Annotated in this window: 11 protein-coding genes, 1 tRNA gene and 1 pseudogene; 12 read left to right on the top strand and 1 reads right to left on the bottom strand. The window is 74.4% G+C overall.

Features of this window, described 5'->3' with window-relative positions; genetic code table 11:
- Window positions 1–250 precede the first annotated feature (250 nt).
- The 9 genes from AB0G08_RS18265 to AB0G08_RS18225 all read left to right on the top strand — a co-directional run bounded on the left by AB0G08_RS18265 (window position 251) and on the right by AB0G08_RS18225 (window position 13,095).
- A complete protein-coding gene (locus AB0G08_RS18265) occupies window positions 251–1,111 on the top strand; it encodes a sugar phosphate isomerase/epimerase family protein (RefSeq protein WP_358089032.1) in 861 nt (286 codons plus the stop codon).
- Window positions 1,112–1,146: 35 nt separating this feature from the next.
- Window positions 1,147–1,749, top strand: coding sequence for an EboA domain-containing protein (locus AB0G08_RS18260; protein ID WP_358089026.1), 603 nt, complete (start codon window positions 1,147–1,149; stop codon window positions 1,747–1,749).
- Entirely contained in the window at window positions 1,749–2,612 is an 864-nt protein-coding gene (locus AB0G08_RS18255; RefSeq protein ID WP_358089023.1) for a TatD family hydrolase, read from the top strand. Before AB0G08_RS18260 ends, AB0G08_RS18255 begins: the two co-directional genes overlap by 1 nt.
- Window positions 2,612–3,796 carry a metabolite traffic protein EboE gene (gene eboE / locus AB0G08_RS18250; protein WP_358089020.1) on the top strand — a complete coding sequence of 395 codons (1,185 nt, stop codon included), beginning with the start codon at window positions 2,612–2,614 and terminating at the stop codon, window positions 3,794–3,796. The genes AB0G08_RS18255 and eboE overlap by 1 nt, the downstream gene beginning before the upstream one ends.
- Window positions 3,793–5,256 (top strand): nucleotide pyrophosphatase/phosphodiesterase family protein, encoded by a 1,464-nt coding sequence (locus AB0G08_RS18245; RefSeq protein WP_358089017.1) that lies wholly within the window; start codon window positions 3,793–3,795, stop codon window positions 5,254–5,256. Before eboE ends, AB0G08_RS18245 begins: the two co-directional genes overlap by 4 nt.
- Window positions 5,253–6,320, top strand: coding sequence for a polyprenyl synthetase family protein (locus AB0G08_RS18240; RefSeq protein ID WP_358089014.1), 1,068 nt, complete (start codon window positions 5,253–5,255; stop codon window positions 6,318–6,320). The genes AB0G08_RS18245 and AB0G08_RS18240 overlap by 4 nt, the downstream gene beginning before the upstream one ends.
- A gap of 319 nt (window positions 6,321–6,639) precedes the next feature.
- Complete coding sequence (locus AB0G08_RS18235) at window positions 6,640–9,504, top strand: PQQ-dependent sugar dehydrogenase (RefSeq protein ID WP_358089011.1); 2,865 nt, start codon at window positions 6,640–6,642, stop codon at window positions 9,502–9,504.
- Between the two features lie 75 nt (window positions 9,505–9,579).
- Entirely contained in the window at window positions 9,580–11,688 is a 2,109-nt protein-coding gene (locus AB0G08_RS18230; protein WP_358089008.1) for a ThuA domain-containing protein, read from the top strand.
- A 399-nt stretch (window positions 11,689–12,087) separates the two neighbouring features.
- Complete coding sequence (locus AB0G08_RS18225; protein WP_358089005.1) at window positions 12,088–13,095, top strand: sugar phosphate isomerase/epimerase family protein; 1,008 nt, start codon at window positions 12,088–12,090, stop codon at window positions 13,093–13,095.
- Window positions 13,096–13,187: 92 nt separating this feature from the next.
- Here the strand turns inward: AB0G08_RS18225 and AB0G08_RS18220 are convergent, their stop codons facing one another.
- Window positions 13,188–13,586: a hypothetical protein gene (locus AB0G08_RS18220; RefSeq protein WP_358089003.1), complete on the bottom strand. Its 399-nt coding sequence runs from the start codon at window positions 13,584–13,586 to the stop codon at window positions 13,188–13,190.
- A 271-nt stretch (window positions 13,587–13,857) separates the two neighbouring features.
- On the opposite strand from AB0G08_RS18220, the gene AB0G08_RS18215 reads away from it, so the two are divergent.
- From AB0G08_RS18215 to AB0G08_RS18205, 3 genes and pseudogenes are all read left to right on the top strand, one after another.
- A tRNA-Asn gene (locus AB0G08_RS18215) sits at window positions 13,858–13,930 on the top strand.
- A gap of 269 nt (window positions 13,931–14,199) precedes the next feature.
- The gene (locus AB0G08_RS18210; RefSeq protein ID WP_358089000.1) at window positions 14,200–16,320 is read left to right on the top strand and encodes an MMPL family transporter; all 2,121 of its coding nucleotides are present in this window, start codon (window positions 14,200–14,202) and stop codon (window positions 16,318–16,320) included.
- Window positions 16,310–17,548, top strand: a pseudogene (locus tag AB0G08_RS18205) (NAD(P)/FAD-dependent oxidoreductase). Before AB0G08_RS18210 ends, AB0G08_RS18205 begins: the two are co-directional and overlap by 11 nt.
- Window positions 17,549–17,553: the final 5 nt, after the last annotated feature.

The following is a 17,553-nucleotide window of genomic DNA, read 5'->3' as shown; positions in this document are numbered from 1 at the left end:
CCGGCCGGGTGCGGGCGGCGGTCGGCGCCGGGATCACCGGGCTGCCCGCGTTGCAGGGCGCCCTGGCCGCACGCGCCGGGGCCGGGCTGCTGGGGCTCGCGGTGGCGGCCGCCGCGCCGCTCGGCGGCCGGCTGGCCCGGAAGGTCTCCCCGACGTGACCGCCCCGCCGCCCCCCGCACCGGCCCGCCGGATCCCGACGGCCAACCCGGGCGGGTCCGCGCCCGCGCCGGCCGGATCCGGCGCCGTCGGCGTGGGTGGCGACGGGCCGCGGTTCGGCTACGGGACCAACGGGTTCGCCAACCACCGGCTGGCCGACGCGCTCGCCGTCCTCGCCGACCTGGGCTACCAGGGCGTCGCGCTCACCCTGGACCACGACCACCTCGACCCGTTCGCGCCCGGGCTGGCCCGGCGGGTGGCCGCCGTGGCCCGCCGGCTCGCGGCGCTCGACCTCGCCGTGGTCGTCGAGACGGGCGCCCGCTACCTGCTCGACCCGTGGCACAAGCACGCGCCGACGCTGCTGCACGACGACCCGGCGCGGCGGATCGAGTTCCTGCGCCGGGCCGTGCGGATCGGCGCCGACCTGGGCGCGGAGGCCGTCTCCCTCTGGTCCGGCGTACGCCCCGAGACGGTTCCGCCCGCGACCGCCTGGGATCGGCTGGTCGCCGGCTGCGCGACGGTGCTCGACGCCGCCGAGGCGGCCGGGACGACCCTCGGCTTCGAGCCGGAGCCCGGCATGCTGGTCGAGGACATCGCCGGCTGGCGTCGGCTGCGCGCCGCGCTCGGCGACCCGGCCCGTTTCGGCATCACCCTCGACATCGGGCACTGCCGCTGCCTGGAGCCGCGCCCGGTCCCCGACTGCGTGCGCGAGGTGGGCGCGTACCTGGTCAACGTGCAGATCGACGACATGCGTCGGGGCGTGCACGAGCACCTGGAGTTCGGCGCCGGCGAGATCGACTTCCCGCCCGTGCTGCGCGCCCTGGACGACGCCGGCTACCGGGGCCTGGTCGCCGTGGAGCTGCCCCGGCACTCGCACGCCGCCCCCGCCGTCGCGGCCCGCTCGCTCGACTTCCTGCGCGCCGCCACGAAGGAAGCGGCGCGACGGGAACGGTGACGGGCCACGGCGGCAGCACGAGAGAGGAGACGGGGATGACACCGGATTCACTGCGGGCCGCGCTGCGGGGCGTACCCGATCCCGACTGGCTCGACGCGGCGCTGCGGCGGGTGGCGGCCGAACCGGCGGCGATCGACCGGTTCTTCCCGGCCGCCGGGCGGCGCTGCGGCCGGGCGCCGCTGGCCGGGGCCCCCGGCTGGAGCGCCGACGAGGCGGCCCGGGCCCTGCTGCTGACCGCGCTGCGGACCGACCACGCCACCCACGCCGAGTCGCGCTACCGGCAGGGCGACGCCGCCGAGAAGCGGGCCGTGCTCAAGGCCCTGCCGCTGCTGCCGATCGGCGCGGCCGGGACGCCGCTGCTGCACGACGCGATCCGCACCAACGACACCCGGCTGCTGGCTGCCGCCCTCGGCCCGTACGCCCGGCACCTCGACCCGGCCGCCTGGCGGCAGGCGGTGCTCAAGTGCGTCTTCACCGGCGTGCCGCTGGCCGTGGTGCACGACCTCGACGCCCGCGCCGACGGCGAACTCGCCGCGATGCTCGCGGGGCTGGCCGCCGAGCGGCAGGCCGCCGGGCGCGCCCTGCCGGCGGACGCGATCGACCTGCTCACCCGGCTGCGCGCGAACCAGGAGGCGTGATGCGCATCTTCGACCCGCACATCCACATGACCTCGCGGACCACCGACGACTACGAGCGGATGGCCGCCGCCGGCGTCCGCGCGGTGGTGGAGCCGGCGTTCTGGCTCGGCCAGCCCCGCACCAGCGCCGCCTCCTTCGCCGACTACTTCGACTCGCTGATCGGCTGGGAGCCGTTCCGGGCCGGGCAGTTCGGGATCCGCCACCATGCCACGGTGGCGCTGAACCCGAAGGAGGCCAACGACCCGCGCTGCCGCCCGGTGCTCGACCTGCTGCCGCGCTACCTCGACAAGGACGGCGTGGTGGCGGTCGGCGAGATCGGCTACGACTCGATGACCCCCGAGGAGGACGAGGCGTTCGCCGCCCAGCTCGCCCTGGCCGTGGCCCACGACCTGCCGGCGCTGGTGCACACCCCGCACCGGGACAAGGCCCGCGGCGTCGCGCGCAGCCTCGCCGTGGTCGCCGAGTCGGGCGTCGAGCCGGGCCGGGTGGTGCTCGACCACCTCAACGAGGTGACCGTGGGGCTGGTCCGGGACACCGGCTGCTGGCTGGGCTTCTCCATCTATCCCGACACCAAGATGTCCCCGCCCCGGATGGTGGAGCTGCTGCGGGCGTACGGGACCGAGCGGGTGCTGGTCAACTCGGCGGCCGACTGGGGCCGCTCGGACCCGCTGCTCACCCGGGCCACCGGGGAGGCGATGCTGCTGGCCGGCTTCACCGACGACGACGTGGACCGGGTGCTGTGGCGCAACCCGGTCGAGTTCTACGGCCAGTCCGGGCGGCTCGACCTGACGGACCTGGACCCGGCCGTCGACACGGCGAGCGGCACCTGGGCCGGCAACTCGATCCTGCGCGGCGGCAGCTGATGCGGCTGCGGCACGCCGGCGGCGACACCGTCCACCTCGGCTACTGCACCAACGTGCACCCCGCCGAGGACCTCGCCGGCATCCTCCGCCAGTTGGACACCCACGCCGTGCCCGTCCGCGAGGCGCTCGGCGCCGACCTGCTCGGCCTCGGCCTGTGGCTGGCCGCCCCGGTCGCCGCCGAGCTGGCCGCCGACCCGGCCGCCCGTCGCCGGCTGCGCGCCGAGCTGACCGCCCGGGGGCTGGAGGTGGTCACCCTCAACGGCTTCCCGTACGCGGCCTTCCAGGCGCCCGTGGTCAAGGGCGACGTCTACCAGCCGGACTGGACCACGCCCGGGCGGCTCGCGTACACCCTGGACCTGGCCCGGGTGCTCGCCGACCTGCTGCCCGACGACGCGGCCCGGGGCTCGGTCTCCACCCTGCCGCTGGCCTGGCGGCGGCCCTGGGACGCCGCCCGCGCGGACGCCGCCCGCCGCCGGCTCGACCAGCTCGCGGCCGGTCTCGCCGCCGTCGAGCGGGAGACCGGCCGGCCGGTGCGGGTCGGCTTCGAGCCGGAGCCGGGCTGCGTGGTGGAGAGCACCGGCCAGGCCGTCGCAACCCTGTCCGGCCTGGACACCGACCGCCTCGGCGTCTGCCTGGACCTCGCCCACCTCGCCTGCGCCTGGGAGGAGCCGGCCGACGCGCTTGGCCGGCTGCGCGCGGCCGGCCTGCCGGTGGTGAAGGTGCAGGTGTCGGCCGCCATCGAGGCGCCCGCCGGGGCGACGCCGGAGCTGCGCCGCTGGGTGGAGCCGCGCTTCCTGCACCAGACCCGCGCCGCCGGCTGCGCGGGCGCGGCGGACCCGGCCGACCCCGCCCACGCCGCCGACGACCTGGACGCCGCCCTGCACGCGCGGCTGCCCGGGGCGTGGCGGGTGCACTACCACGTGCCGCTGCACGCCCCGCCCGAGCCGCCGCTCGGCTCGACGCTGCCGGTGCTGCGCGCCGCGCTGGCCGCGCTCTACGCCGGGCCCGGGGCGGGCTGCGACCACCTCGACGTCGAGACGTACACCTGGGGGGTGCTGCCGGCCGCGCGGCGCCCGCGCACCGACGCGGAGCTGGCCGTCGGCATCGCCGCGGAGCTGGCCTTCGCCCGCGCGGAGCTGGTGGCCCTGGGCCTGACGCCGGCGGGCCGGCGGGTGCCCGCATGAGCCGCCGGCTGGTGGTGCTGGACGTGGTGGGGCTGACCCCCCGCCTGCTGGCGCACATGCCCCGGCTGCGCGCGGTCGCCGACGCCGGCTTCCGCGCGGAGCTGGGCACGGTGCTGCCCGCGCTGACCTGCCCGGTGCAGTCCACGTTCCTCACCGGGGAACTCCCGGCCGGGCACGGGATCGTCGGCAACGGGTGGTACTTCCGGGACCTCGGGGAGGTGCTGCTCTGGCGGCAGCACCACGCCCTGGTCGGCGGGGAGAAGCTGTGGCAGGCGGCCCGCCGCGTCGAGCCGGGCTGGACGGTGGCCAACGTCTGCTGGTGGTACGCGATGGGCGCCGACGTGGACTGGACGGTCACCCCGCGCCCCGTCTACCGGGCCGACGGGCGCAAGGAGCCGGACTGCTACACCAACCCGCCGGAGCTGCACGACGCCCTCACCGACCGGCTCGGCACGTTCCCGCTGTTCAACTACTGGGGGCCGGGCGCCGGGCTGGCCTCGTCGACGTGGATCTGCCGGGCCGCCGAGCGGATCCTCGCCGACGAGTCCCCGGACCTGACCCTGGTCTACGTCCCCCACCTCGACTACGACCTGCAACGCTTCGGCCCCTCGTCGCCCCGGGCCGCCGCGGCGGCGGCCGAGCTGGACGGGGTGCTCGGGCCGCTGCTGGACGCCGCCCGCGCCCGGGACGCCACCGTGGTGGTGCTCTCCGAGTACGGCATCACCGACGTCTCCCGCCCGGTCGACGTCAACCGGCTGCTGCGCGCCGAAGGGCTGCTGCGGGTGCACACCCAGGCCGGGATGGAGTACCTGGACCCGTGGACCTCGCGGGCCTTCGCGGTGGCCGACCACCAGGTGGCGCACGTCTATGTCCGCGACCCGGCCGACGTGCCGGCGGTGGCGACGCTCTGCGCCGCGCTGCCGGGGGTTGCCGAGGTGCTCGACGCCGACGGCCGGGCCGCGCACGGGCTGGACCATCCGCGCGCCGGCGAGCTGGTCCTCGTCGCCGAGCCGGACGCCTGGTTCACCTACTACTACTGGCTCGACGACGCCCGCGCGCCCGACTTCGCCAGGCTGGTGGAGATCCATCGGAAGCCGGGTTACGACCCCGCCGAGCTGTTCCTCGACCCGGCCGCCCCGGGCGCGGCGAAGCGGCGGGCCGCCGTGGCGCTGGCCCGCAAGAGGCTCGGGCTGCGCTACCTGATGGGCGTGGTGGGGCTGGACGCCGGCGCCCGGGCGGTGCGCGGGTCGCACGGCCGGCTCCCCGCCGACCCGGCCGACGGCCCGGTGCTGCTCTGCTCCGACCCGTCCGCCGCCCGGGAGCGGGTCGCCGCGACCGAGGTCAAGGCCCTGCTGCTGGAGCTGGCAGGGCTGGCGCCGCCGGCGACCCCCGACGCGCCCCCGCCGCCGCGCCGGGCCGCGCCGCCACCGCCGACCGGGCGGCCCGGGGAGGGATCGTGACCGCCGTCGTCGCCCCGACCGACACCAGCGGGCTGCGGGCCCGGTTCGACGCCGCGCTCGCCGCGTTCCTCGACCGGCAGGGCCGGGACTGGCCGGACGGTGCGCCCCGGGGCGTCTTCACCGCGCTGCACCGGTTCGTGCTGGCCGGCGGCAAGCGGCTGCGCCCGCTCTTCTGCTACTGGGGATGGCGGGGCGCGGGCGGCGCCGACGGCGCCCCGATCGTGGCGGCCGCCGCCGCGCTGGAGCTGTTCCACGCGTTCGCGCTGATCCACGACGACATCCTCGACGGCAGCGACCGCCGCCGGGGCGGGCCGTCGGTGCACCGGCTCTTCGCCGACCTGCACGCCCGCTCGTCCTGGCGCGGCGACCCCGAGGCGTACGGGCGCGACACCGCCCTGCTCTGCGGCGACCTCTGCGCCGCCTGGTCCGACCAGATGTTCCACGAGTGCGGCCTGGGCCCGGGGCGGGTGCACCGGGGGTACGCGGTCTTCGCGCTGATGCGCACCGAGGTGATCGCGGGGGAGTACCTGGACCTGGTCTCCGGGGTGGGCGACGGGTCGGTGGCGAGCGCGCTGACCGTGGTCCGGATGAAGGCGGCCCGCTACACGGTCACCCGGCCGTTGCAGATCGGGGCGACGCTGGCCGGGGCCGGACCGGAGCTCGTCGCCGCGCTGGCCGAGTTCGGCGACCCGCTCGGCGACGCGTTCCAGCTGCGCGACGATGTGCTGGGGGTCTTCGGCGACCCGACCGTCACCGGCAAGTCCGTCTTGGACGACCTGCGGGAGGGCAAGCCGACGGTGATGATGGCGCTGGCCCGCGGCGCCGCCGACCGGGCGCAGGCCGCGCGGCTGCGGGAGCTGTTCGGCAACCCGGCGCTGGACGGCGACGGCGCCGCCGAGCTGCGGAAGATCATCGAGGCCACCGGTGCCCGCGAGCGGATCGAGGAGATGATCCGGGTGCGCGCTGACGGCGCGCTGGCGGCCCTGGGGTCCGCCCCCGTGACCGCCGAGGCCCGCGCCGCCCTGACCGCCCTCGCCGCGCAGGCCGTCGACCGCCCACGCTGAGCCGGGCGGCCCGGGCGGCCGGGCGGCGGACTTTTGGCGGGATCGACGAAAGTTCACGCCGAATCGGCGGAAGGTATGGACACATCGATGTGCGCCATTTAATGTCGGGCCATCACGAATGTGTTTCGTCGAGGTGAACCGGCGGCGCGGGAACCCATCGACTGGTGACCTCCGAACGATGGGGTCCGCCCCATCCCTCGCAGGTCGCGGCCGGCCGGGCACGGCACCCGGCGGGCCGACCGCACCCCCGCTACGGCATCCGGCGCGACGGCGCGCGCCCGCCCTGGCAGTCACTCGTCAGGAAGGGACGGCTCAACCGATGTCCAACAAGGACGCCCCCACCCACCGGACCCGACGCCGGTTCTCCGCCGCATCGGCGCTGCTGCTGGTCGCCACGGCCGGCACGGTCGCCCTCGGCACCGGCCCGGCCGCGCTGGGCGGCCCCACCCCGGCCCAGGCCCACCCCATCGTCGGCACCGACTTCCAGCAGGTCACCCTCGCCAAGGGCGTCGCCGAGGTCGGCGAGCCCATGACGATCGCGGTGCTGCCGGACCGGTCTGTCCTGCACACCGCCCGCAACGGCACCGTCCGGCGTACGGACTCCGCCGGCACCACCTCCGTGATCGGCACGCTGCCGGTCTACACCCACGACGAGGAGGGGTTGCAGGGCGTCGGGGCCGACCCGAACTTCGCCACCAACCGGCACATCTACCTCTACTACGCGCCGCCGCTGGCCACCCCGGCCGGCGACGCCCCGGCGACCGGCAGCGACTTCTCGGCCTGGCAGGGCGTCAACCGGCTCTCCCGGTTCACCCTGAACGCCGACTTCACGATCAACACCGGCAGCAAGGTCGACATCCTCGACGTGCCCGCCGACCGGGGCATCTGCTGCCACGTCGGCGGCGACATCGACTTCGACGCCGCCGGCAACCTCTACCTCTCCACCGGCGACGACACCAACCCGTTCGACTCGGCCGGGTACGCGCCGATCGACGAGCGCACCAACCGCAACCCCGCGTACGACGCGCAGCGCAGCGCGGCCAACACCAACGACCTGCGCGGCAAGATCCTGCGGATCAAGGTGAACGCCAACGGCACGTACTCGATCCCGGCGGGCAACATGTTCGTCGACTCGGACCCGAGGACCCGCCCCGAGATCTACGCGATGGGCTTCCGCAACCCGTTCCGGATGAGCGTCGACCGGGCCACCGGCATCGTCCACGTCGGCGACTACGGCCCCGACGCCGGCACCACCAGCGCCCGGGGCCCGAGCGGCCAGGTCGAGTTCAACCGGGTCACCGGGCCTGGCAACTACGGCTGGCCGTACTGCACCGGCACCAACACCGCCACCGAGACGTACGCCGAGTGGGACTTCGCCGCCGGGACCGCCGGGGCGAAGTTCAACTGCGCCGGCGGGCCGACCAACAACTCGTTCCGCAACACCGGCCTGCCCACCCTGCCCGGGGCGAAGCCGGCCTGGATCCGGTACGCCGGCGACGCAGGCACCCCGCCGGAGTTCGGCGGCGGCTCCGAGTCGCCGATGGCCGGCCCCGTCTACCGGTACGACGCCGCGCTGAACTCCACCACCAAGTTCCCGCAGTCCTTCGACGGGCAGTTCTTCGCCGGCGAACTCGGCCGGGGCTGGGTCAAGCCGATCCACCTCAACGCCGACGGCAGCCCGGGAACCATCGACACGTTCCCGTGGAACGGCAAGCAGATCATGGACATGGCGTTCGGGCCCGAGGGGGCGCTCTACATCCTCGACTACGGCACCGGCTACTTCAACGGCGACGCCAACTCGGCGCTCTACCGCTACGATTACATCGCCGGCGGCAACCGGGCGCCGACCGCCGTCGCCGCGGCCGACAAGACCTCCGGCGCGGCCCCGCTGACCGTGAGCTTCTCCTCGGCCGGCTCCAGCGACCCGGAGGGCGGGGCGCTGACGTACTCCTGGGCCTTCGGCGACGGCACCAGCTCGACGGCGGCCAACCCCAGCAAGACGTACACCGCCAACGGCACCTACCAGGTCACGCTGACCGTCCGCGACCCCCAGGGCGCCACCGGCACGGCGAACGTGCAGATCGGCGTCGGCAACACCGCGCCCACGGTCACCATCAACAGCCCGGCCAACGGCCAGCTGTTCAGCTACGGCGACACCGTGCCGTTCAGCATCACCGTGACCGACCCGGAGGACGCCGCCATCGACTGCACCAAGGTCAAGATGACGTACGTGCTGGGCCACGACAGCCACGGCCACCAGATCACCTCGAAGAACGGCTGCTCGGGCTCCATCACCATCCCCGTCGACGGCGAACACGACGACGCGGCGAACATCTTCGCCGTCTTCGACGCCGAGTACACCGACGCGGGCGGGCTGACCACGCACAAGCAGCACACCCTCCAGCCGCGCAAGCGCCAGGCGGAGCACTTCAAGACCTCCTCCGGCGTGGGGACCTTCGACAAGGCCACCGCCGAGGGCGGCAAGACCGTCGGCGACATCAACAACGGCGACTGGATCGCGTTCGAGCCGTACCGGATCGACAACGCGACCTCGTTCAGCGCCCGGGTCTCCTCGGCCGGAGCCGGCGGCACCCTCCAGGTGCGGGCCGGCTCGCCCACCGGCACCGTGCTCGGCTTCGCGACCGTCCCGGTCACCGGCGCCTGGGACACGTTCACCACGGTCAGCGGCAGCATCTCCGGGGCGCCGGCCAGCACCGGCACGCTCTACCTCACGTTCGCCGGCACGGGCACCGGCGCGCTCTACGACGTGGACACGTTCGCCTTCACCACCGGCGCGGCGGTCCGCACCGGCCCGGTCGTCGGGCTCGGCGGCAAGTGCCTGGACGTGCGCAACGCGGCCACGGCCGACGGCACCCAGATCCAGATCTACGGCTGCAACGGCACCGCGGCGCAGACGTGGACGGTGACGCCGAACTCGACGGTGAAGGCGCTGGGCAAGTGCCTGGACGTCTCCGGCGGCGCCTCGGCCGACGGGACGAAGATCCAGCTGTACGGCTGCAACGGCACCGGCGCGCAGAACTGGTCGGCCCAGGCGGACGGCACCCTGAAGAACCCGCAGACCGGCAAGTGCCTGGACGTGTCGGGCAACAACCCGGCCGACGGTCAGGCCGTGCACCTGTGGACCTGCCACACCGGCGCCAACCAGAAGTGGACCCTGCCCTGACCTGAGGCGGGGAGGGGCCGCCGCGCCCCTCCCCGCCCCGGCAGGCCCTCGACAGCCCCGGCATTGGAGAGCGACATGCGCAGACTCCTCCGACCCCTCCTCGGCGCGGCCACCGCCGTCCTCGCCGTCCTCGCCTGCACCACCCCGGCCACCTCGGCCAGCGCCGCCGACGCCCCGTACGACGTGCTGGTCTTCTCGAAGACCGCCGGCTTCCGGCACGACTCCATCGCGGTCGGCACCCAGGCGATCCGCGACCTCGGCGCTGCCAACAACTTCACCGTCACCGCCACCGAGGACGCCGCCCAGTTCACCACCGCCAACCTGTCCCGCTTCGAGGCGGTGGTCTTCCTCAACACCACCGGCGACGTGCTCGACGCCACCCAGCAGAGCGCCTTCGAGTCGTACATCGGCTCCGGCGGCGGCTTCGTGGGCGTGCACGCCGCCGCCGACACCGAGTACGGCTGGTCCTTCTACGGCAACCTGGTCGGGGCGTACTTCGCCTCGCACCCGCACATCCAGCAGGCGAACGTGAAGGTGGAGCACCGGGCGCACGCGGCCACCGCGCACCTGCCGCAGACCTGGACCCGCACCGACGAGTGGTACAACTACCAGACCAACGCCCGCTCCACCGCCCGCGTGCTGGCCACCCTCGACGAGTCCTCCTACACGGGCGGCTCGATGGGCGCCGACCACCCGCACTCCTGGTGCAAGACCCACAGCGGGGGCCGGGCCTTCTACACCGGCGGCGGGCACACCCAGTCGTCGTACGCCGAGCCGGCGTTCCGCGCCCACCTGCTCGGCGGCATCCGGTACGCGGCCGGCCGGGCCAAGGCCGACTGCCGGCCCGAGACCGGCTACACGCCGATCTACAACGGCTCCACCACCGGCTGGTCCCAGGCCGGGCCGGGCAGCTTCAGCAACGCCGACGCCACCCTGACCTCGGTCGGCGGCATGGGCCTGTACTGGTACAGCGCGAAGCAGTTCACCAACTACTCGCTCAAGCTGGACTGGCGGCTCGCCGGCGACGACAACTCCGGCGTGTTCATCGGTTTCCCGCCCTCCAGCGATCCCTGGTCGGCGGTCAACAACGGCTACGAGGTCCAGATCGACGCCACCGACGCGGCCGACCGCACCACCGGCGCGGTCTACACCTTCAAGTCCGCCGACATCGCCGCCCGGGACGCGGCGCTGAACCCGCCGGGGGAGTGGAACACCTACGAACTGCTCGTCGAGGGCGAGCGCCTCCAGGTCTTCCTGAACGGGGTGAAGATCAACGACTTCACCAACACCGACCCGGCCCGCTCGCTCGCCGGTCACGTCGGGCTCCAGAACCACGGCACCGGCGACGACGCCTCGTTCCGCAACATCCGGATCAAGGAGCTCGGCGTCACCCCGCCGGGCGGGAACACCACCGTCCAGGCGGAGGCGTTCAGCTCGGCCGGCGGGGTCGCCCCGTTCGCCAAGGCCGGCGCCAACGGCGGCCAGACCCTCGGGCACATCGACCCGGGCGACTGGGCCGCGTACGCCGGGGTCGACCTGACCGGGGCGACGTCGCTGCGGGCGCGGGTGGTCTCCGGCGGGCCGGGCGGCACCCTCCAGGTGCGCACCGGATCCACGACCGGCACCGTGCTCGGCTCGGTCGCCGTGCCGAACACGGGCAGCTGGACCACCTTCGCCGACGTCACGACCACCCTGTCCGGCGTGCCGTCCGGCACCCGGGACCTCTACCTGACCTTCACCGGGTCGGGCACGGGCCTCTTCGACGTGGACGACTTCACCCTGGTCAGGTCCGGCGGCAGCGGTGGCGTCGGCCCGATCCGGGGCCTGGGCGGCAAGTGCCTGGACGTGCGCAACGGCGCCACGGCCGACGGCACCCAGATCCAGATCCAGACCTGCAACGGTTCCGCGGCGCAGACGTGGACGGTGACGCCGAACTCGACGGTGAAGGCGCTGGGCAAGTGCCTGGACGTCTCGGGCGGCGCCTCGGCCGACGGGACGAAGATCCAGCTGTGGACGTGCAACGGCACGGGCGCGCAGAACTGGTCGGCCCAGGCGGACGGCACCCTGAAGAACCCGCAGACCGGCAAGTGCCTGGACGTGTCGGGCAACACCCCGGCCGACGGTCAGGCCGTGCACTTGTGGACCTGCCACACCGGCGCCAACCAGAAGTGGACCCTGCCCTGACCCCTCCCCTCCCACCCCGGCGTGGGTGGCGACCGTCGGGCCGCCACCCACGCCGTCGGAGCCCGGGCCGACCTTCCCGGCCCGGCGGGCGGCGCCGACCCGGCGACCGCCCCGCGATCCCGCCGTCCGTGCCCGGCGTCCGGACGAAGGCCCGGGGGCGGGCAGTGCGAGGTCGCGGGGGAGGGGCGGGGGTTTTCGTGGGGGCGCGGCGGTTCTAGAGTGGGGGCGGCGACCGTGGCGGTCGCCGGTGACCGGCGGGAGGCGCAACCCGGCCGGTTCAGGTGCGCTCGCGCACCCACCGGTGCTCCGCCGTGGCCCGTCGCGCACCGGCCCCGGCCGGTCACCCTCGCCCCGGTCACGCACCCACGGAATCCCCATCACCACAAGGGGAGAAGCACCATGGCGCGACCCATCACGCTCTTCACCGGCCAGTGGGCCGACCTTCCGTTCGACGAGGTCTGCCGGCTCGCCGCCGAGTGGGGCTACGACGGGCTGGAAATCGCCTGCTGGGGCGACCACTTCGAGGTCGACAAGGCGCTCGCGGACGACTCGTACGTCGAGCGGAAGCGGGAGACCCTGGCGAAGCACAACCTCGACGTCTTCGCGATCTCCAACCACCTGGTCGGCCAGGCCGTCTGCGACCACCCGATCGACGAGCGGCACCAGGGCATCCTGCCCGCCCGGATCTGGGGCGACGGCGAACCCGAGGGGGTACGCCGCCGCGCCGCCGAGGAGATCAAGGACACCGCCCGGGCGGCGGCGAAGCTGGGGGTGGACACCGTCGTCGGCTTCACCGGCTCGTCGATCTGGCACACGCTGGCGATGTTCCCGCCGGTGCCGCCGTCGATGATCGAGCGCGGCTACCAGGACTTCGCCGACCGGTGGAACCCGATCCTCGACGTCTTCGACGAGACGGGGGTGCGCTTCGCCCACGAGGTGCACCCGAGCGAGATCGCGTACGACTACTGGACGACGAAGCGGACGCTGGAGGCGGTGGGGCACCGGCCCGCGTTCGGGCTGAACTGGGACCCGTCGCACTTCGTCTGGCAGGAGCTGGACCCGGTGAACTTCATCTTCGACTTCGCCGACCGGATCTACCACGTCGACTGCAAGGACGCGAAGGTGCGCACCGGGGACGGGCGGCGGGGCCGGCTCGCCTCGCACCTGCCGTGGGCGGACATGCGGCGCGGCTGGGACTTCGTCTCCACGGGCCACGGCGACGTGCCCTGGGAGGACTGCTTCCGGGCGCTGAACGCGATCGGCTACGCCGGCCCGATCTCGATCGAGTGGGAGGACGCCGGGATGGACCGCCTCGTCGGCGCCCCGGAGGCGTTGCAGTTCGTCCGCCGGCTCGCCTTCGACGCCCCGGCCGCGGCCTTCGACGCCGCGTTCACCAGCAAGGACTGACCGACCCGGGGCGCACCCGAGCCGGCCGGCGTCGGGGCACGCACACTAGCGGGCCGGTCGTCCGAAGGCGACCGGCCCGCTCGAAGGTGCGATCAGAGGGTGCTGCCGTTGGTGCCCGAGCTGGACGGCTTGCTACGGGGCGTGGCGGTGGCCGACGTCGACCCGGGGGTCGAGGTCGACGACCCGGTGGCGCTCTTCGCGCCGACCGTGGCCGGCGTGCCGGCGAACGCGTCGTCGGCGGCGGTCAGCTCCTGCTTCTGGCCGTTGCTGCTCAGCTTCTCGCCCAGCTTCGACTGGCCGAGCTTGTCCTTGCCCTCACTGTAGAGGCGGGTCGCCTGGGCCTGCGCGACACCGGCCGCCTCCTGGACGGTCGGGTGGTCGAGCACCTTGCGGCCCCGGATCACCAGCTCCTCGTACTTCTCCCGACCGGCACGGGCGCCCAGGACGAATCCCGCAGCCAGCCCGCCAAGGAACATCATCTTTCCGCGCATGGCGGCTCCTTCCGTACCTGACGCGCCGTCGTCCGGCGGTTACCCCGCCGGAGGCGACCAAATCGCGCCTGCCTTCTCTGTCCGCAGCTAACTACCCATCCTGCTCTCCGCTCATGCCTCCTTGTGCCGTGATGACGATTTGTCTGGGTTTATTGTCGTGTGGCGCGGGCATCGGTCGCGGGGGTAACCCCCTGGACCAACACCCCCGGGAATCCTGTACTCTTGTCTCCGTCGCACGGCGCAGCGAGATCGGCGCCGGACGACGCAACGGTCCCCCGTAGCTCAATTGGCAGAGCAGCCGGCTGTTAACCGGCAGGTTTTTGGTTCGAGTCCAAACGGGGGAGCTTCCACACCAGACGCCCGTCGGCCACGCCGGCGGGCGTTCGCCGTTCCTGCCGCCGGTGCCGTACGCCGCCGGTGCCGCGTGCTCGTCGGCCGCCCGTTCCCGTCGTGCCGGTGAACGTGCCCGGCCGGCCGGACCGCCGGCGACCGTGCCCGGCTGGCCCGGACGAACCGTTTCCCCCACCCCGGGCCCGCTCGCCCGGCAGGATGGTCGCTGTCGACTGGTACTCCCGCTGCGTCGAATGGCACGTCGATCCATGGGGTGGGGCGGATGCCCGGAAGAGGTGGCCACGGCAGGATCACGCTCGTCGCCGTGGCGGTCGTGGTGGCGTGGCTGGTCGTCGGGGCGGTCGCCGGGCCGTTCTCCGGCAGGCTCAGCGAGGTCGCCACCAACGACAACGCCTCCTTCCTGCCCGCCGAGGCCGAGGCCACCCGGGCGCAGGAGCTCTCCGCCCGGTTCGTCGAGCGGCAGACCACCCCCGCCCTGGTGGTCTACGAACGCGCCGCCGGCATCACCGACGCCGACACCCGACGGGTGGCCGCCGACGCCGCCCGGTTCGCCCTGGTGCCCGGCGTGGTCGGCCCGCTGCCGCCGCCCATCCCCAGCGAGGACGGGCAGGCCCTCCAGGTCGTCGTGCCGGTCGATGCCGCCGACGGCGAACGGATCGGCACCGTCGTCGAGGAACTGCGTGCCATCGCCGGCGGCGACCGCGACGGGCTGACCGTGGCCGTGGCCGGACCCGCCGGCCTGCTCGCCGACCTGATCGAGGTCTTCTCCGCCATCGACGGCACCCTGCTGGTCGTCACCCTCTGCGTGGTGCTGGTCATCCTGCTCGTCGTCTACCGCAGCCCGGTCCTGTGGATCTTCCCCCTGCTCGCCGCCGGGATGTCCTTCGCACTGGCCGCGGTCTTCGTGTACCTGCTCGCCGACGCCGACGTGATCAAGCTCAACGGGCAGGCGCAGGGCATCCTCACCGTGCTCGTCTTCGGCGCGGGCACCGACTACGCGCTGCTGCTGGTCGCCCGCTACCGGGAGGAACTGCACCGGCACGAGCGCCCGTCAGACGCCATGCGGACCGCCTGGAAGGGGGCCGCGCCGGCGATCGTCGCCTCCGGCGGCACGGTCATCGTGAGCCTGCTCTGCCTGCTGCTGTCCAGCCTGAACTCCAACCGGGCGCTCGGCCCGGTCGCCGCCATCGGCATCGGCGCCACCCTGCTGGTGATGCTGACCTTCCTGCCCGCCCTGCTGGTGCTGGGCGGGCGGTGGGCGTTCTGGCCGCGCCGTCCCCCGTACGACCGCGCCGACCCCCGGGCGGAGCACGGCGTCTGGAGCCGGATCGCGGGCTTCGTGGCCCGGCGGGCGCGACCCGTCTGGCTGCTCACCACCCTCGCGATGGCCGCGCTCGCGCTCGGCCTGACGCAGCTCGGCGCGACCACGCTCGGCCAGTCCGACCTGTTCACCGAGCGGACCGACTCGGTCGCCGGGCAGGAGGTGATCGCCCGGCACTACCCGGCCGGCACCGGCAGCCCGGCCACCATCTTCACCACGCGGGAGACCGCCCAGCAGGTCGCCCGGGTGGCCCAGGGCGTGCCGGGGATCGTCGCGGTCCGACCCGTCACCGCCGACCGGACCGGCCCGCCCGACCCGAACGCGCCCCCCACCGTCGTCGACGACACCGTGCAGTTGGAGGCGACGCTCGCCGGCCCGCCGGACAGTGACGGCGCCGAGCGGGCCGTCCGCGCGCTGCGGGCGGCGGTGCACGGCGTACCCGGCTCCGAGGCGGTGGTCGGCGGATTCACCGCGATCAACGTGGACACCTCCGACGCCTCGACGCGGGACCGGAACGTGATCATCCCCGTCGTGCTGGTGGTGATCGCGATCATCCTGGCCCTGCTGCTGCGGGCGCTCCTCGCACCGCTCCTGCTGATCGCGACCGTGCTGCTGAGCTTCGCCGCCACGCTCGGCCTCTGCGCGTTGATCTTCCGGCACGTCCTCGACTTCCCCGGCGTGGACGCCTCGTTCCCGCTCTTCGCCTTCGTCTTCCTGGTCGCCCTCGGCATCGACTACAACATCTTCCTGATGAGCCGCGTCCGCGAGGAGTCCGTCAGGCGGGGCACCCGGGCCGGCGTGCTGACCGGGCTCGCCGTCACCGGCGGCGTGATCACCTCCGCCGGGATCGTGCTCGCCGCGACCTTCTCCGCGCTGGCCGTACTGCCGCTGGTGGTGCTGGTCGAGCTGGGCGTCGCGGTCGCGGTCGGGGTGCTGCTCGACACCGTCGTCGTCCGCTCGCTGCTGGTGCCCGCGCTGGCGTACGACATCGGGCCGAAGATCTGGTGGCCGGGCCGGCTGTCCCGGGCGAACGGAGAGCGGGAGGCGCGCGATGCTCGCTGAGACCGACGTGGTCGTGGTCGGCGGCGGCCTGGCCGGGCTGGCCGCGGCCCGGCGGCTGCACCGCGCGGGCGTGCCGTGGCGGCTGCTGGAGGCCGGCGGCCGGCTCGGCGGCCGGGTCGCCACCGACGCGGTCGACGGCTACCTGCTGGACCGGGGCTTCCAGGTGCTCAACACCGCCTACCCTCGGGTGGGCGCCCTGGTCGACGTCGACCGGTTGCGCCTCGGACACTTCACCTCCGGCGTGCTGGTGCGCCGGGGCGAGCGGCTGACGCGCCTGGTGAACCCGCTGCGCGAACCCACCGGCGCGCCCGGCACGGCGCTGGCCGGCGTCGGCTCGCTGCTCGACCGGCTGCGCCTCGCCGCGCTCGTCACGGGCTGCGCCACCCTGCCGAAGGGCCGGCTGCTCGCCGCCCCGGAGACCACCACCGAGACCGCGCTGCGCCGCGCCGGCCTCTCCGACGCGATCATCGAGGAACTGCTGCGGCCGTTCCTGTCCGGCGTCCTCGTCGACCGGGAACTGGAGACCTCCAGCCACGTGCTGGCGATGGTGCTGCGCTCCTTCGCCCGGGGCCGGATCGGCCTGCCCGCCGAGGGGATGGCCGCGCTGCCCCGTGCCGTCGCCGACCCGCTCCCGGCGGAGCTGATCGACCTGGACACCCCGGTCGCCGAGGTGGCGCCCGGCCGGGTCCGCACCCAGGCCGGCGACCTCCGCTGCCGCGCCGTCGTGGTCGCCGTGGACCCGCCCGCGGCGGCCACGCTCCTGCCGGGCCTGCCGGCGGTACGCACGCACAGCTACACGACCTACTACCACGGCACCTAGGAGCCGCCGCTGGACGAGCCGATCCTGCTCGTCGACGGCGACCGGCGGGAGGTCGTCGCCAACACGGTGGTGGTCAGCCGGGCCGCGCCCACGTACGCGCCGGCCGGGTGGCACCTGGTCGCCACCTCGGTGGTCGGCCCGTCGGCCCCGCCCGAGCCGATGGTGCGGGCGGAACTCACCCGCCTCTATGGGCGGTCCACAGTGGACTGGACCCACCTCAGCACGGTGTCCATCCCCGACGCGCTGCCCGCCGCGCCCCCGCCGCAGGGGCGGCTGCGCAAGCCGGTGGCGCTGGGGGAGGGCCTCTTCGTGGCCGGGGACCACCGCGACAGCCCCTCCATCCAGGGCGCCCTGGCCAGCGGCTGGCGCGCCGCCGGGGCCGTCCTGTCGGAGTTGCGTACCGGCTGAACGGA

This window comes from Micromonospora sp. NPDC023644, assembly GCF_040640115.1.
In the GTDB taxonomy this organism is placed as follows: Bacteria; Actinomycetota; Actinomycetes; order Mycobacteriales; family Micromonosporaceae; genus Micromonospora.
Note: the sequence above shows the minus strand (reverse complement) of the source record. Positions and strands in the feature narration are given on the sequence as shown.

Excerpts from the sequence above, each read along its gene's own strand:
- AB0G08_RS18260 (WP_358089026.1), top strand. The coding sequence starts at position 1,147 with ATGACACCGGATTCACTGCGGGCCGCGCTGCGGGGCGTACCCGATCCC.
- AB0G08_RS18255 (WP_358089023.1), top strand. The coding sequence starts at position 1,749 with ATGCGCATCTTCGACCCGCACATCCACATGACCTCGCGGACCACCGAC.
- eboE (WP_358089020.1), top strand. The coding sequence starts at position 2,612 with ATGCGGCTGCGGCACGCCGGCGGCGACACCGTCCACCTCGGCTACTGC.
- AB0G08_RS18245 (WP_358089017.1), top strand. The coding sequence starts at position 3,793 with ATGAGCCGCCGGCTGGTGGTGCTGGACGTGGTGGGGCTGACCCCCCGC.
- AB0G08_RS18235 (WP_358089011.1), top strand. The coding sequence starts at position 6,640 with ATGTCCAACAAGGACGCCCCCACCCACCGGACCCGACGCCGGTTCTCC.
- AB0G08_RS18230 (WP_358089008.1), top strand. The coding sequence starts at position 9,580 with ATGCGCAGACTCCTCCGACCCCTCCTCGGCGCGGCCACCGCCGTCCTC.
- AB0G08_RS18225 (WP_358089005.1), top strand. The coding sequence starts at position 12,088 with ATGGCGCGACCCATCACGCTCTTCACCGGCCAGTGGGCCGACCTTCCG.
- AB0G08_RS18220 (WP_358089003.1), bottom strand. The coding sequence starts at position 13,586 with ATGCGCGGAAAGATGATGTTCCTTGGCGGGCTGGCTGCGGGATTCGTC.
- AB0G08_RS18210 (WP_358089000.1), top strand. The coding sequence starts at position 14,200 with ATGCCCGGAAGAGGTGGCCACGGCAGGATCACGCTCGTCGCCGTGGCG.